This is a genomic window from Paraflavitalea soli, from assembly GCF_003555545.1.
GTDB lineage: Bacteria > Bacteroidota > Bacteroidia > Chitinophagales > Chitinophagaceae > Paraflavitalea > Paraflavitalea soli.
In genome coordinates this window covers 1,444,463-1,460,326 of the sequence record NZ_CP032157.1, presented here as the reverse complement: position 1 = coordinate 1,460,326, position 15,864 = coordinate 1,444,463, and the positions used below count along the sequence as shown (strand labels likewise).

General features: G+C 49.7%; 11 protein-coding genes. 7 read left to right on the top strand and 4 right to left on the bottom strand.

What is annotated here, in order from left to right; all coding sequences use genetic code 11:
* Window positions 1-167 precede the first annotated feature (167 nt).
* Window positions 168-1,493, top strand: coding sequence for an O-acetylhomoserine aminocarboxypropyltransferase/cysteine synthase family protein (locus tag D3H65_RS05560; RefSeq protein ID WP_119049312.1), 1,326 nt, complete (start codon window positions 168-170; stop codon window positions 1,491-1,493).
* Window positions 1,494-1,567: 74 nt separating this feature from the next.
* Entirely contained in the window at window positions 1,568-2,638 is a 1,071-nt protein-coding gene (locus tag D3H65_RS05555) for a homoserine O-acetyltransferase family protein (protein ID WP_119049311.1), read from the top strand.
* 66 nt (window positions 2,639-2,704) lie between these two features.
* On the opposite strand, the gene D3H65_RS05550 is transcribed toward D3H65_RS05555, so the two are convergent.
* Both D3H65_RS05550 and D3H65_RS05545 read right to left on the bottom strand, forming a co-directional pair.
* Window positions 2,705-3,430: a tetratricopeptide repeat protein gene (locus D3H65_RS05550; RefSeq protein WP_119049310.1), complete on the bottom strand. Its 726-nt coding sequence runs from the start codon at window positions 3,428-3,430 to the stop codon at window positions 2,705-2,707.
* 7 nt (window positions 3,431-3,437) lie between these two features.
* On the bottom strand, window positions 3,438-4,028 hold the full coding sequence (locus D3H65_RS05545; protein WP_119049309.1) for an RNA polymerase sigma factor: 591 nt from the start codon (window positions 4,026-4,028) through the stop codon (window positions 3,438-3,440).
* Between the two features lie 464 nt (window positions 4,029-4,492).
* Between D3H65_RS05545 and D3H65_RS05540 the strand changes: the two genes are divergently transcribed.
* A complete protein-coding gene (locus D3H65_RS05540; RefSeq protein ID WP_162915425.1) occupies window positions 4,493-4,684 on the top strand; it encodes a hypothetical protein in 192 nt (63 codons plus the stop codon).
* Between the two features lie 3 nt (window positions 4,685-4,687).
* On the opposite strand, the gene D3H65_RS05535 is transcribed toward D3H65_RS05540, so the two are convergent.
* Both D3H65_RS05535 and D3H65_RS05530 read right to left on the bottom strand, forming a co-directional pair.
* Complete coding sequence (locus D3H65_RS05535) at window positions 4,688-7,522, bottom strand: CHAT domain-containing protein (RefSeq protein WP_119049307.1); 2,835 nt, start codon at window positions 7,520-7,522, stop codon at window positions 4,688-4,690.
* A gap of 105 nt (window positions 7,523-7,627) precedes the next feature.
* Window positions 7,628-8,038, bottom strand: coding sequence for a hypothetical protein (locus D3H65_RS05530; RefSeq protein ID WP_119049306.1), 411 nt, complete (start codon window positions 8,036-8,038; stop codon window positions 7,628-7,630).
* A gap of 577 nt (window positions 8,039-8,615) precedes the next feature.
* Here D3H65_RS05530 and D3H65_RS05525 point away from each other — a divergent pair.
* Genes D3H65_RS05525 through D3H65_RS05510 form a run of 4 tightly spaced genes read left to right on the top strand, consistent with a single transcriptional unit; the run spans window position 8,616 to window position 15,737 of the window.
* Complete coding sequence (locus D3H65_RS05525; protein ID WP_119049305.1) at window positions 8,616-10,247, top strand: phospholipase D-like domain-containing protein; 1,632 nt, start codon at window positions 8,616-8,618, stop codon at window positions 10,245-10,247.
* A 24-nt stretch (window positions 10,248-10,271) separates the two neighbouring features.
* Window positions 10,272-12,824, top strand: a complete 2,553-nt coding sequence (locus D3H65_RS05520) for a pyruvate formate lyase family protein (protein ID WP_119049304.1) — start codon at window positions 10,272-10,274, stop codon at window positions 12,822-12,824.
* Window positions 12,825-12,834: 10 nt separating this feature from the next.
* On the top strand, window positions 12,835-14,151 hold the full coding sequence (locus D3H65_RS05515; RefSeq protein WP_119049303.1) for a Dyp-type peroxidase: 1,317 nt from the start codon (window positions 12,835-12,837) through the stop codon (window positions 14,149-14,151).
* A gap of 32 nt (window positions 14,152-14,183) precedes the next feature.
* Window positions 14,184-15,737, top strand: coding sequence for a bifunctional metallophosphatase/5'-nucleotidase (locus tag D3H65_RS05510; protein ID WP_119049302.1), 1,554 nt, complete (start codon window positions 14,184-14,186; stop codon window positions 15,735-15,737).
* Window positions 15,738-15,864 lie beyond the last annotated feature (127 nt).

Below are 15,864 nucleotides of genomic sequence, written 5' to 3'. Positions count from 1 at the left end.
AATTTGTGGACTAATCAGATAATCTCCTGCTACCAGTACATACATATCATCCTTCGTGTTGTTGTAGCGACCAATCTATGATGGGTTGTTCCTGCTGATCAGCACGCCCATCCAATTCCTTTAATAGTCTTTATTTCTTTATTCCATCATTAATAAAAAGTATCGTTATGAGTCAGCAGTGGCATTTTGACACCTTACAATTGCATGCCGGTCAACAGATTGACCCTACCACCAAATCAAGAGCCGTACCCATATACCAGACCACCTCCTACGGGTTTGACAATGCAGCCCATGCTGCCGACCTGTTTGGCCTGCGCCAGTTTGGTAATATCTATACCCGTATCATGAACCCCACCACCGACGTGTTTGAACAACGGATCGCAGCATTGGAAGGCGGTGTGGCTGCAGTGGCTACCAGTTCAGGTCAGGCTGCTCAATTCATTGCACTGAGTAATATATTGCAAGCGGGAGACAACTTCGTTTCTACTTCCTATTTATATGGCGGCACTTACAACCAGTTTAAAGTAGCCTTTAAACGCCTGGGTATTGAAGCCCGTTTTGTAGATGGTGATGATGCGAATGATTTTGCCAAACACATAGACAAGAATACCAAGGCCATCTACCTGGAGACCATCGGCAATCCACGCCTTAACATCCCTGATTTTGAGAAGTTTGCACAACTGGCCAAAGAATATGACCTGCCTCTCATTGTAGACAATACATTTGGCGCAGGCGGATACCTGTTTCGCCCGATTGACCATGGCGCTAATATCGTTGTACAATCAGCTACCAAATGGATTGGCGGGCACGGTACCACCATTGGCGGTGTAATAGTAGATGGCGGTAATTACAACTGGGGCAATGGCAAATTCTCCCAATTCACAGAACCTTCTGAAGGTTACCATGGCCTGAAATTCTGGGATGTATTTGGAGAAGGCAATCCGCTGGGCCTGCCCAATATTGCTTTTGCCATCCGCGCCCGGGTAGAAGGGCTGCGCGACTTCGGCCCTTCCCTCAGCCCCTTCAATTCATTCCTGCTGCTGCAAGGCATCGAAACCTTGTCATTGCGTGTACAACGCCATGCAGACAATGCCCTGGCGCTGGCCACCTGGCTGAAGAAACACCCGCTGGTAGAGTTTGTAGACTATCCCGGACTGGAATCCAGCCCTTATCATAAACTGGCGCGCAAATACCTTCCCAATGGATTTGGCGGCATATTGAACTTCGGTATCAAAGGCGGCAAAGAAAAAGCCAGTCAACTGATCGACTCCCTGAAACTGGCAAGCCACCTGGCCAATGTAGGGGATGCAAAGACCCTGGTAATCCATCCTGCTTCTACCACGCATGAGCAATTGAGTGCAGAAGAGCAAGTGATTGCAGGCGTTCTTCCCAACCAGGTAAGGGTGAGTGCGGGCATTGAACACATCAGCGATATCATTGCTGATTTTGAACAGGCCATCGACAAAGTATTTGCGAAAGAACTCGTATCATAATAAGAGGTGCCACATCCCATCCCGTACCTGACAGGTCGGGATGGTTGTTTTATCCTGTAACGCAGCGATTGTACATGAGTGATCATACATTATTTCAACACCGCGCTCCCTTTGTATTGGAAAGCGGTGTTACCCTGCCGGGCTTTCACCTGGCTTACCATACCTACGGCACTTTCGATCCATCCATCAACAACGTGGTATGGATATTCCATGCGCTTACAGCCAACAGTGATGTGGTGAGTTGGTGGCCGGGATTGGTAGGCGACGCTAAATTGTTTGACCCCGCCCGGCATTTTATTGTTTGTGTTAATATGCCCGGCAGTTGCTACGGCAGTGTGGGTCCGCTGGAAAAGAAGCCGGGTAGTGAAGACCTTTATTACCACGACTTTCCCCAGCTCACCATACGCGATATGGTACGTATGTACCAGCACCTGCGTCAGGCGCTGGGTATTGGCCGCATCCATATTGGCATTGGCGGTTCAATGGGCGGACAGCAATTGTTGGAATGGGCTATTGATGAACCGGATGCGTTTGAGTATATTATACCCATTGCCACGAATGCCTGGCACTCGGCCTGGGGTAAAGCCTTCAATGCCTCCCAACGCTGGTGCATTGAATCGGATGCCTCCTGGCAAAGCAACTCACCGGAAGCCGGTATGCATGGAATGAAAATTGCCCGCAGCATAGCCCTGCTCTCCTACCGGCATTATCAAACCTACGACCTGTTACAGAGTGATGAACCGCCCTATGAAGTGGGGCCCTACAAAGCAGGCTCCTACCAGCAATACCAGGGAGAAAAACTGGCCAAACGGTTCAATGCATTCAGCTACCATCGCCTCAGCGCCAGCATGGATAGCCACCATGTAGGCCGCAACAGACAGGATGCAGCCACCGCTTTGCAAGGCATTACTGCCAGGACGCTGGTCATTGGCATCGAGACGGATATCCTGTTTCCGTTAACAGAGCAGGAATACCTGGCTAAGCATATTCCCGGCGCCCGGTTGTCAGTGATCAACTCCCTGTATGGTCATGATGGGTTCCTGCTGGAATTTGAAGAAATTGAAAAAGACATCAACCGTTTTTTAGATAAGCCTGTACAGCCTGCAGTATTGCCAGTGCCGCCAAAGGCGTTACGGCAAGCTTAAGACGCAGCTATTGGGCCATCAGATTCTCAGGTAAGCATGTACCAGTGCAATGATAGAGGATTACGTTTACCATTTCTCCAGCCATTGTTTGGCGATCTCCCTGCCTTCGAGGTCTTCTTTTACAACCTGCTCCAGCAGTGATTTGGCCTGGGTAAGATCGCCGGCCTGGTTACGTTTTATAAGCGTGAGGGCCTGGTAAAAAGTGCCTTTATTGGAATAGGCTTTATTGGCCGACAGTTGTTTGAACCAGGAAAGGGCCTTGTCATATTGTTGCAGCCGGAGATTGGTAACACCTGCATATTCCAGCGCTTTCTGGTTGGTGGCATCGTGGCTGATGATCGCTTCGGAGATGGTAAGAGCATCGGCAAACTTACCCTTATTATATAATGTACGCATCAGATCTACACTGTCGATCGTTCCGCTCATCGACACACCCAGGTCTTTCAACTCCTGGCGGATATAACTATCTGCCATTTGTTGTTTGGAGGGGGGTACCAACAGGTAAATGCTGAAAATAAGCCCGGCAATAACAGCTGCCGCGGCTACGTACTGCCAGAGGCGGCGGGGCGATTTGACTACCTGTAAAGGAGCAGGGCGCTGCTGGTACAATTTTCTGAAGCGCTCTACCTTTTCGGCCCTGGCTTCCTCCTGCAGTAATCGCTGGGTAGTCAGGTAAAAAGCTACTTCTTCTGCAAAGGCCGGATCATCCAGTAATCTTTGCTCAAATTGCCTGTTATGGGAACCCGTGTCGGTTCCTTTGAAATAATCGTCTATGTATGCCAGGTGTTTCATGTGACCTTTATGTCGGATTGTATAATCGGCGCAATTTTTCCAGGCAACGGAGCCTGCTGGTTTTTACCACATCGGCTGTCTTATATTCCATCAAAGAAGCTATTTCCTTGTCTGTATGGCCTTCTGCTGAAAGTTGCAATAACTGGTGACAGGTATCTCCTATTTCTGCCAGTCTTTGCTTCAACAATTTCTCATCTGCTTGATCTGCGAGCTTTTGTACGATGGATTTGGCGGCATCCGAAACATGCACCAGCATGTCCGTGATTGAAACCGTTTGATGCACCTTATTCTTATTAGTCGCTTTTTTGCGCAACAGGTCAACGCTTTTGTTATGAAATATTTTATAAAGCCAGGTTTTGAGAGAAGAAGCGCGTTCAAAACTGCCGTTGGCGATCTTTTCAATCGCTGAGAGGATGGTATCGGAATAGGCATCAAAAGACTCATCTTCACTGAGGGGGAATTTGCGCATTCCTTCATGTATAAAATACATATATGTAGTAAACAGCTCTTCTTCGCCTTTTCTTCTATGGATACCGCCAAGAGTAAGGTTTTCAATGATCCGGAGATCTGCGGCAGGTAGATGTTTAGACTCGTTCATTATAGAAAGTGGCGGTTATATGTAAGATAACAAAATTATGCCCAAAAATAATTCGCAAAGGTTGTTTCCCATCAATAACCATGCTACGACTAATAAAATACGACCGCACTAACCCTCTACCATTAGCACTTATCCACTCCATGCTAAACCGTGCTATTATTTGTAACAGTTTTGTCATTTCCGGATGAGAACTTGTTACCTGTACACATTTAACATGGTCAAAATATACGGATCCGTTCCGTCACTATAGCTTAAATCTGTAGATACCATTAAACCTGATCATTTGATATTAAAATAACTGCGCGGCAGGGATTTGCAGTGCTATTTCATAAAGCCCCCGCTTCCGCGAGGGGCTTTATAGCCCTTGTAAACGCAAAGAAAACATGACCCTGGTCAACAACTGGCCGAAAACATTAACCAACATAGCCATAAGACTACTTTCTATGACAGTGCAAAACATGCATATGATTCACGATACGGTGCCGTACGATTCACGGGAAACCAAACAGCAGTATCACCTGGCCAGGGTCAGGATCCTGGAAGAAGAGTTGAATCGGTTAAACCTGTTGGAACACCCTTGTGAGATATTGGCCATCTGCAAACAGATCATCACCATTAAGGAATTATTACGAAAAATTACACCCGTCACAAAATAAGCATCATTCCATCACAGTCTGCTGCTGGAAAGGACGCGTCATCCGTCTGCCGCGCCACCAGCGATACACAATTATCAGGAAAATTATACCCAGCGCAATTGCCGGCAATACCAGCCACCAACCACCGGTTGTCTGCGCCGGCATATCTATTACTTTCCCCGTCAGCACCGGCACTGCCCAGAAATAAGGCAGCGCATTGGCTTTGGTAGCAGACGCCATAAACTCCAGTTTGGCATGTTGCAAGGCAACATCCGCCGGCTCCCCGGTCGCAAGAAATTTATAGAACAGCGTGGTCAGGGCATAGGTCTTCAGGTTATCGGCCTTCCACAGGCTGGTAATCGCCGCCGGAATACCCAGGGCAGCAAATCCCCGGTTAAAGCTAAATACCCCTTCTCCCTGGTAAACCTTGCCCGTACCGGTTTCACAGGCCGACAATACCACCAGGCTGGTAGCAGGCTTTTTATCACTTACCAGGTCCGACAGGTAGAGCGACGAATCGGCAAAATAGATCACCGGCTCCCCTTTATCCCTGTTGTCCATGGCATGTGTATACAATTGAATGATCCTGTAATCGGCAAAATGCCGCAGAAAATTATTCCGGGAGGCATCCGGTCCAATAAAGTTATCAGCCCCGCTGAAATAACTGGTCAATGCTTCCAGTGAATGGTCACTTTCATTCAGGTCCGGCAACTGCGTACCCGCATATTGCACCGGGGCAAAACCCATAAAGCTTTTTGCCTTTTTATTGGCAATGGAAGTAAAGTCATTCAACAGGTAACGTGCAGAGTAGGTATAACTGATGGCATGCTCTTTTAGCAAATACGACGACTGATCGGCCCTGGTGAGCAAGGCTTCAAAAGGAAAGTACTGGCCATCGGGGGAAATGATCAGGCGGCCCTCCGGAAGACGGTCCTTCGCAAAGATCAACTGGTAGAGCTGGTTGGATACCTGCGTAAAGGTTTCAAAATGGCCATTCTGTAAATTATAATTGGTAATATACTGTATAAACAACCCGGCCAGGCTATCATAGGCCTGCTTGTTGATTTTGTGCAGGCGGGTATCGCTGGCCGCAACGATCATCACATACACTGCACTATCGCCCGAAAAAATCTCTACCAGCGCCCCGTAATCTTTCAACATGGTTTGCTTCACCTGTTGCAGGGTGACAAAATTACTATCCAGAAAACTCTGGTAATAAAAAGGATTGCGGGTTTTGATCGTAGTGGTAAGGCGGGACAGCAACTGTTGGTTGGCGGTCCTTTCATCCTCCATTTTAATGCGGGCTGCCGGTGTGAGGCTGGTACTATTCAGCGCCCTGCTTAGGGTATTGATCGTTTTCATGGCCTGCGTTTGCTGCAGGATATCCTGCTCCCCCATCCATCGCTGGTCGGCCAGTTGATCATTCAGCAATACCGCCCTGCTTTTCTCAAAGAAATAAAAAGCATCTTCCATATTACCGGAAGTATGGCAGGCTTCAAGGGCATGCTCATACAAGCCATGGCTATTGCTGCGCCAGAACAACTTCGAATTGAGGTTGGCCTGCTCGCCTTTGATACGGTTTACCAGCTGGTCAGCTTGCCTATAGATCTCTATGGCTTTGCGCAGCTCATCCGCCTGGTGTGTAAGTGTATACTTCCTGCGCCAGGTATTGCCCTGTTCTATCAACAGGCTGGTGAGGTAATGGATCTTTTTCTGGGTTACAAACTCGGCAGGCGGACTGCTAATGATCTGTGCAATGCTGATCCCGGGCTTAATATGGTCCAGCGCCTTGCGAAAGCAGGCAAAGGCCTTATCATACTGTCCTTTCTGTACATTGACCTCCGCCATGGACGACCATATGCTCAGCGACTCGATCGAATCTTCCTTAAACTTCAGCGTGTCGATATTAATACAGGCCAGCCCTTCTTTATACAACGACATGGCCTTATCATAATTCCGGTAATGTTTGAAATAGACCTCTGTGGCCATTGTATTGAACAGCTGCTTGCGACTCAAAGGCCGCCGCTCCACAGCCAGCGCCTGCCGGAAGTTTTTGATCGCCTGGTCATAATTGCCTTTGTGCACCTCCATTTCTGCCCGGACACCATAGAAGGTACCCTGGTAAGCATTCAGGCTATTGATACCCGACTGGCTGGTCTGGCTTTTCAGCAGCGCCTCTGCCTGGTCATATTCTTTTAAACGGATATGCGAATTGACCTGCCACACAAAACTGCTGAGCGCATAGGAAATGGTACCTGCACTGTCGGCAGCATTGATGGCGTGCGGCAGGTAGAGAAAAGCCTTGGTATTGCATTCCTTGAAATAACCGATGGCATGGTAATAATCGCCGATGTCAAAAAAATAGGTGCCCCTGTCAAAGAGTGCATTCAGGGCCGACCGGTCAATATAATTGAGCCGCCGGCTGGTGGCAATACAGGTATCCAGCGCCTTCATTCTTTCCGGCACATTATTGACCCCCCGGTAAGCTACAGCTATATAATAATTGATACGCACCAGTTCCCGCTCATTCATGGCGGGGTTATTGGGAATACGCTTAATGAGTGTGGCGGCTGGAATGAGGTACCTGATCACGCCCAGGTCATTGCCCTCCCTGGAATAAGTTGCAGCAAAGGCCCTCAACAACAGTACCTGCATGGAATCCTGGCTAAAGCCGCAGGGGACCATCTTTTTTTCTATTTGTCGTAATCGCTCCCTGGTCTCCGTCGGAGAGAACGGATAAGGATAATGATCCTTTAAATAATTGATCTGCCGCCACAGGGAATCCCTGTCGGGACACTGGCCCTTGAGCCATACCATCAGCAACAGGCTACCAAACAGGAGGAGGACTTTCTTTAACATGGCGGTTAAAGTTAGTCAATATAAAACACATAGTCCCGGCATACAGCCTGTAAACAAGCTGAATTGCCAGGACTTTTACTATTCGCCTTTAACTGTAAATACCGGTTACATCGTGGGTGGCGGCGGAGGCGGCGGTGTGGGTGGATCTATCTGACCGCTGCTGCCATCATCCCTGGCCGATAAAGCCAGGTTGGCTGATAGCGTCTGTGCACCGGCCTTCAGTACCGTGGGAGGAGGTGTCACATACACATGCAGGGTGAAATCTTTTTGATTGGCCTCTCGGCTGGGCACTTCAGTCCATTCAAAAAGGACCGAATATTTCTTACCCTTGATCACATTATATGCGGTAATAAAACCGATATAATACCCTTCAATAGCTTCCTTGCGGTGAAGGATGGAAGGGTCGAAAATAATGTTCTTGAATTCTACATCAAACCATTTTGCGTAGCCCTTGGGAGCAGGGGGCGCAGCTGGCTTTGTCTTCCCATCTGCTGCCGGTAATCCATTAGTACTCATAAACCTGATTTTAAAGTGAACAATTGGAGATTTGCTATATCATCGGAGCATCCTTATAAATAGCGCCACCAGGGCAGGTTATGAAGGTCACCTGTTGGCTTCAATATAAAGATGGCTGACAATTCAGGGAAACTTCGTTCCATAAGGGAAAGGGATATACATACATCAAAAGATAAGTACAGAACTGCTTCTTTCAGGGATATTGTGTGCTTTGTACAGGCTTTTGTCGTAATTCATTGAATAAAGGGAAACAAAATACAATTGCTTTCTTGTCATTAGGACTTGTTGGCTAAAGAATGGGTCGGGGGTATAGGTGACCATTACAAAATGAAAGTAGCAAAAAAGGGTGAAATGTCTGAATACAAAAAAGGTATTTATACCTTTTTTAGTTTAGCATTTATTTAGAACCTTGCAATTGTTTAGACCTACCCTGCTTTTTATTCTGCACCCAACCACAGTAGCTCCTGATTAGTATTTGCATCCGTTTGTACCTGGTTTTTGACATATGTCCGGTCCACCTGCTTCGAGGCAGTAATGATCGCTATTATACTATCAAGAAACTAAATCCACACGCTATATGAGAAAAAGAGTTAATAATGGCAAAGGCATTTCCGTACACGGGATCGCCGGCACTTATGTAGTATTACTGGGCATGGATGCCACACCCAAGGCCCGTAAAGGACTATTGGGATTTGCCATTCACCGCACAGATAAAACAGAAAAAGAAGCATACTGGCTACTGGGATTCCGGACCTTCAAGGAGACGGAACCCAATCCCGCCCCCGGCACACTGATCTCTACCCAGGAACATCCTGTACAAGGATTTGTGTGGGGCGATTATACCGCCAAGACCAACCACACCTACGTATATAAAGTAGTGCCCGTATATGGTACGCCTAAAAACCTGGAGTATGGTACACCGGCAGAACTGACCATCAGAACAGAAGATGAAGATAATGGTGCACATGCCATTTATTTCAACCGGGGTGTAGCCGGCAGCCAGGCATATACCAGGAAGTTTGGCGATAAAAAACCCAGGGAAGTGGGCAAAGAAGCCTATGACTGGCTATCCCGCGGTGCCCTGGAAGCCGTGCTCAAATACATTGGCCAGGCAAAGGGCAAGCGGTACAGCATACGGGCAGCCGTCTATGAATTCAGCTATCTGCCCGTATTGGAAGCATTCAAAAAAGCTTCCGACAGTGGCGCCGATGTAAAGATCGTGTACGACTGCCGTCAGCCACAGCCGCAAAAGACCAGCAATGCCGTGATCAAAAAAGCCGGCATCAGCAAACTCATGATCAAGCGCACCGCCAACCCCTCCTATATCTCCCACAACAAATTCATCGTATTGCTGGATAAAGGCAAACCGGTGCAGGTACTCAGCGGCTCCACCAACTTTACAGAAGGCGGTATTTTCGGTCAGTCCAATGTCGTGCACATTGTACGCGATGCCAAAATTGCTGCCCGCTACCTGGAATACTGGGAGCAGCTGGCAGCCAATACCGATGCCAAAGAACTGCGGCCCTGGAACAGTGAAAACAATCCCGATCCGGAAGAACTAAAGAAAGGCATCACTAATATCTTCAGCCCCCGCTCTTCTTTGGGTGCCCTGAACTGGTATGCCGGCCAGGTCAATACCGCCAGTAAATCGATCGCCTTTACAGCCGCCTTTGGTGTCAATAAGACCATCGCCGGATTCCTGGGCAAAAACAAAAAGAACTTCCGCTACCTGATACTGGAAAAAGAAGGCAATACATTCAACGACTTTATCAGGAACAGGAACAACTTTGTAGCCCTGGGTGCTGTGCTGAACCCCAAAGCGGTGGGCGATACCATCTTTCAGCGTTGGTTGAAGGAAGAACTCAGCAACCTCAATAAGAACGTAAAATACCTCCACACCAAATACCTCCTCGTAGATCCCCTGGGCGATGACCCGCTTGTAATTGGTGGATCGGCCAACTTCAGTGACGCCTCTACCAAAAACAATGATGAGAATATGCTGCTGATAAAAGGCAATACCCTGGTGGCCGATATCTACCTTGGCGAGTTCATGCGGCTATGGCACCATTTCTTTTTCCGGGATATTGCCAACCGGCTGGCCCACAAAACAACTGTGGATACCGCCTATCTCTATCCCAATGATAAATGGACCGACAATTTTTATGGAAAGAACGTACGCAAAACAGCAGAACGTCAATTATTTGCCTAAACCCATTCACTACTCATAACTCATATGCAATACAATATCCTGTCCTTCTGGCAGCAGCAGGAAAACCTTCCGTCTGGCCATCCTGACAAGCTAGGCCCCAGGACCAACCGGCTGCTTCAATACCTGTTTGAACAATGGAGAAACAAACCCGCCTGGCCCGACTGGGGACAAATGGGCCACCTGTTTGACCGGTACACCGGCACCGAACTGGACCATATCCGCCAGCAGCCCGTAGCCATCCGGAAGGGACTTGCCATCAAACATATGCTCACCGAACTCTCAGACAATACGGTGGCCGTAAAGAAAGGATTGATGCAGGTACACCCTGATGAACTTATTATTGGATCACTGCCACCTTACTCAGTGGGTCAAGGCAAGGAACTCATGCGCTACCTCACTGAGGAGGAAGCCCTGTATTATGAAATAAGGTACCTCAATGAATGGTCGCCCTTTGGGCACATCGTGCCCGATCACCAGCGGATATTGGATCACGGCATCGATCACATTATCGCAGAATGCCGGCAGAAGATCGAAGAAACCGGGGATGCTAAAAAGCAAGCCTTCCATACTTCCGTTATCCTGGCCCTGGAAGGTGTATTGAACTATGCAGCCAACTACGCCTCCCTCGCTAAAAGCAAGGCCCGGCTTTTCCTCGATGATACCGACAGACATACGCAATTCATTGCCATCGCCCAACGGCTGGAACAGGTACCACGCATGGCGCCACGCAATTTTGCAGAAGCCGTGCAATGCATTTACCTGGTGCACTGCGCCCTGCATTACTCCGGTGAAATAGTGCCCCTGGGCCGGCTCGACCAGTTACTCTATCCCTTTTATAAAAATGACCGGGCAAATGGTGTACTCACGGAAGAACAGGCGCGGGAGATACTGGAATGCCTGTGGATCAAACTCGATGAAAAGACCATTCTCAATGCCCGCCACCTGGAAGACCGCTTCACCTCCTCCGATGGCGCACTCCTGGGCACCGGGTCAGCCAGCAATTTCGACCAGGGCGCCCTGGCCAATCAATGGATGCAGCAGGTAACAATCGGTGGTGTAATAGCCGATAACGAACCCGAAGCCAAAGACGCCACCAATGACCTCACTTATCTATGCCTGGAAACCGCCAGGCGGCTGCCCTTCAACAGTCCCACGCTTGACCTGCGCGTACACAGTAAAACACCTGCCAAAGTACTGGACCTGGCAGCAGCCGCTTTGTTGAGCGGCGGCGCCCACCCCGTATTGCTCAATGACGATAAGATCATTCCCGCCCTTCAATTCAAAACAGGCGGCACGGTTGAATTGAAAAGCGCCCGCAACTATGCCTGTGATGGCTGTTATGAGACCTTGTTTGCCGGTGAAACAGAATTCAGCTTTGGCTTTGTGGCCGCACTCGATGTACTGGAAAAGGCCCTCAACAGCGGCGCTGGTTTTTCCATGTCGGGTTCCGTATACCTGCGGGGCATGAAGGGCAGCTGGCGTACACCGCCAGCGGCCGGCATCACCAGCTATACCCAATTTCAGGAAATCCTGCGCAGCCATATCCTGATGGGTTGTCACAAGTTCCTGCATGGCATACTTGTGCAATACGGCATCAAAGAAGAGGTGTCCCCTTCCCCGCTCTTATCCGCCATCATCGGCGGTTGTATAGCATCGGGAAGAGACCTGGCAGGAGGCGGCGCCCGCTATCACCTGTTCTCTCCCCTGATGACGGGTATCAGCACCGCTACCGACTCCCTGTACATCATCAAATACCTGGTATTTGAACAGCAGCAGTTTTCCCTGCAAGAGCTGGTGGCTTGCCTGCGCAGCAACTGGGGCAACAATCCGCTTGTCACCGGTCTGCAACTGAGCAAAGAACGCATCACACAGATACGGGCCTTGTGCCTGCAGCAGCCCAAATTTGGCTATGGCCACGAGGCCGTGGATGCCTTGAGCTGGGAACTCATTGATACCTTTTACCAATGTATGGAAGAAGCGCGGCAGGCGCCCATACACCAGCCTCAATGGGAGGCCCTCAAAGCCCGTTATGATATACCGGGCCGGCCTTTTGAAATACTATTTGCACCGGGCGTAGGCACCTTTGAGCAATATGTATTTGGTGGTTCCTTTGCAGGCGCCACACCAGATGGACGGCTGGCTTTCTCTCCCATTGCCTCCGATCTCTCGCCCGCCCCCGTGCCGGCTGATCAGCCCGCTTATACCATCACCGGCCCGGCAGGCAGTGACCAGCAGGTAGAACCCGTGCGTACCGGTATACTGGCAGAGGCCTTAAAAAGCTATACCCATCATGCCATCAATTACCTGAGCGATGGGGCCCCTTCCGACTTCAACATACCGGAAAACTTTCCCCAGCAAAAGCTGGTAGAAGTGTTGCAATCCTTTGCACAGGGACAGGGCAGTAATGTAATGACCATCACTACCGCCAATCCAAAAACCATGTACCTGGCGGCGCTGTCGCCGGAGCAGTACGAACTATTGCGTGTGCGCATGGGTGGATGGACTGAGTTTTTCATCACCTTGTTCCCTGATCACAAGGCTCAGCACCAGCGGCGGCCAATATTCCTTCCCCATTAAACTTAGCACGATGAACACCAAGGATAAAAAACGACTCCCCGACCTCAAACATCCATTGCCTGTTACCCGGCATGGCTGGCCTTACCAGCATGGTATTGCCGATCCATTCTGGCCCTTCGAGCCCGACAAGGCCTGGACGGATGAGGAAAAGGAAACCTACGACATCTATTATTCCGGCCGCGTAGACCCACAGAAGTTTATAGCCCTGCTGCGTGCCGATGTATTGTCGCACGATACCGTCCGGCTGCAACAACTCCTGCAGCTGCTCACCGAAAAGTTCCATTGGTATGTAGACACCAAAGCCTCACAATCGCATATCCTGCCCTTTTCGGAAAAAGATGTGCCCAATACTTACCGGGTGACCGTTACCCTGGCCCTTGGCAGCACCCTCTTTCTCGATAAGACAGGCTACGACCGCTTTGGCATCCATGCACAGAAACCGCGGTTCCTGAAACCCATGCCAGGTTTTCCCGGCGATGCGGCCAGCCTGCAGGCTTCCGACAATGCCAGCGACCTGCTGATCATGATCTGCAGCGACCATCCGTATGTAAATACGGCCATTGTCAGAGACCTCACGGAAAAATTGAATCCGGCCTTCTGCAAGCAATTCAATTACCAGCCCGGGTTGAAGATCCTGCACGTGAAAGATGTGGAGCAGGGATTTGGCCGGCCCGACCGCCGCGAGTTCCTGCGCTTCGATGATGGCATCGACAACCTGCGCATCAAACGTGAGCTGGAGCAACTCGTATTTGTGCAGGAGAAAGATCCTGAGCCTGCCTGGTGTGTCAATGGCAGCTATATGGTATACCGCAAGATCAGGGAGAAGCTGCCCATTTGGGAAGCCTTCTCCAAACCCGAGCAGGAATCCATGATCGGCCGCGAGAAAGAAACCGGCAAGCCTTTATCCCCTTCTGCCGGTTATCCCAAAAATGAAGAGCCCGATTTTGGCGGCGCTACCAACGAAGGGAAAACACCTTTTACCGCCCACATACGAAAAGTACAACCCCGCCGGCCCGGTACCGATATCTTCGGCATACCCGATACCGACAGGCGCTTCCTGAGAAGGCCCTATCCCTTCTTTGAAGGCATCAATGAGCTGGGCGAATTTGTGAACGGCCTGCATTTTGTAGCGTTTATGCGCAGCATACAACAGCAGTTTGAACACGTCACTAATATGTGGCAAATGAACCCCGGCTTTCCTGAAGCAGGTACCGGCATCGACTCACTCTATGCCAAAGGAGTACTGGAAACCGTGGATGGTGGTTACTATTTCTGTCCGCCCATGCCTGGCCCTGATGATTATTTTGGATCTGCTATGTTTGTGTAATCATTCTGTTCATAAAACATGTAATCATACTTATGCATCTCCAACATGCCTATCGTACAGGTGCCCTCAGTGCCCTGTTTATCCTGCTGTGTTGCTTTTCTGTACCGGCACAGGATGCGACCCAAAAGCCACATACCTTTACCATTCTCCAGATCAATGATGTGTATGAGATCGGGCCACTGGCCAATGGCAAAGAAGGCGGCCTCGCCAGGGTGGCCACTATCCGTCAGCAATTAAAAGCCCAGGATCCCAATACCTATACGGTACTGGCCGGCGATTTCCTGAGCCCCTCCCTGATAGGCACCCTCAAATACAAAGACCCGGCAGGCGGCGCCGAAGCGCCCATTGCCGGCAGACACATGACCGAAGTACTCAACCAGACGGGCATTGACCTGGTAACCTTCGGTAACCATGAGTTTGACATCGCCTATCCCGACCTGCAACAGCGCATCAATGAATCGAAATACGATTGGATCAACAGCAATGTACACCTGGTACAGGGCGGTGTAAGACAACCTTTCACTAAAACACAGAACGGCCAGACAACGATCATACCTCCCTGCATTATCCGCACCATTACCTTTCCGGATGGACAATCTGTACGCGTAGGCATCATTGGCTGCACCATTGATTTTACAAAGAAGGATTATATTGCTTACGATGAGGAAATGAGCAGCTTCCAGCGGATCTTCGACAGCATTCAGAACAAATGCGATGTAGTGCTGGGATTGACGCACCTGAACAAACGGACCGATTCCACCCTCGCCACCCGGATACCCGGACTGCACATGATCATGGGAGGCCATGAGCACGAGAACATGAAAGTACATGCAGGCAATATCACCGTGTGCAAGGCCGATGCCAATGTAAAATCCGTATACATTCACCGCATCAGTTTTACCCCCGCTACCAAGCAGGTAACCATAGAATCGACCCTGAAAATGGTAGATGAAACCACCGCCTTCGATCCGGTTACCAGCCAGATCGTGGACAAGTGGATAAAGCGCGCCGACAGCATCATGCGCAGGAGCGGTTTTATACCCGATCAAAAACTGATGAGCACCACCGTACCATTGGATGGCCGGGAAAGTATGATCCGCAACGGTACCACCAACTACACCGACCTCATCAGCCGCTCCCTGCTGTATGCTGCTCCTTATGTGGATGCTGCCATGTACAACAGCGGCTCCCTGCGGCTGGATGATGAGCTGGTGGGCGATATTACCCAATACGATGTATTGCGTTCCCTGCCCTATGGCGGGCCCATGGTGATCATGCCGCTGAACGGTGCACAGATAGACAGCATACTCACCATCAGCGATGGCCTCAACCGGGGCGCCGGCGGTTATATCCAACGCGCCAATATCACCCAAAAGAAAGGGAAATGGTATATCAAAGGCAAACGCATGAAGCCCAAAAGAATGTACTGTCTGTTGTTGCCCGAGTTTGTGGCCAAAGGCGGAGAAGACAACCTCAAGTGGCTGGAGAAATATAGCTATTGCAAACCCAACGCCTTCCGGCAAAACCAGCTGGTCAATGATATCCGCAATATTGTGATGGCGTATATGCTATCGGGAGGAAGATAATCCTCACGTTTGTCAACTGTCAAGGGCCTGTCGAAGGGTATTCATGCCCCTTTAGAGCTTGTCCCGCCTCAAGCGGGAGGCTACCGCTTTGTAGAAATGAATGTTGATCTTTTCTTTTGCCCTGTAG

Coding starts and splice junctions, on each gene's coding strand:
- D3H65_RS05560 (WP_119049312.1), top strand. CDS start 168: ATGAGTCAGCAGTGGCATTTTGACACCTTACAATTGCATGCCGGTCAA.
- D3H65_RS05555 (WP_119049311.1), top strand. CDS start 1,568: ATGAGTGATCATACATTATTTCAACACCGCGCTCCCTTTGTATTGGAA.
- D3H65_RS05550 (WP_119049310.1), bottom strand. CDS start 3,430: ATGAAACACCTGGCATACATAGACGATTATTTCAAAGGAACCGACACG.
- D3H65_RS05545 (WP_119049309.1), bottom strand. CDS start 4,028: ATGAACGAGTCTAAACATCTACCTGCCGCAGATCTCCGGATCATTGAA.
- D3H65_RS05540 (WP_162915425.1), top strand. CDS start 4,493: ATGATTCACGATACGGTGCCGTACGATTCACGGGAAACCAAACAGCAG.
- D3H65_RS05535 (WP_119049307.1), bottom strand. CDS start 7,522: ATGTTAAAGAAAGTCCTCCTCCTGTTTGGTAGCCTGTTGCTGATGGTA.
- D3H65_RS05530 (WP_119049306.1), bottom strand. CDS start 8,038: ATGAGTACTAATGGATTACCGGCAGCAGATGGGAAGACAAAGCCAGCT.
- D3H65_RS05525 (WP_119049305.1), top strand. CDS start 8,616: ATGAGAAAAAGAGTTAATAATGGCAAAGGCATTTCCGTACACGGGATC.
- D3H65_RS05520 (WP_119049304.1), top strand. CDS start 10,272: ATGCAATACAATATCCTGTCCTTCTGGCAGCAGCAGGAAAACCTTCCG.
- D3H65_RS05515 (WP_119049303.1), top strand. CDS start 12,835: ATGAACACCAAGGATAAAAAACGACTCCCCGACCTCAAACATCCATTG.
- D3H65_RS05510 (WP_119049302.1), top strand. CDS start 14,184: ATGCATCTCCAACATGCCTATCGTACAGGTGCCCTCAGTGCCCTGTTT.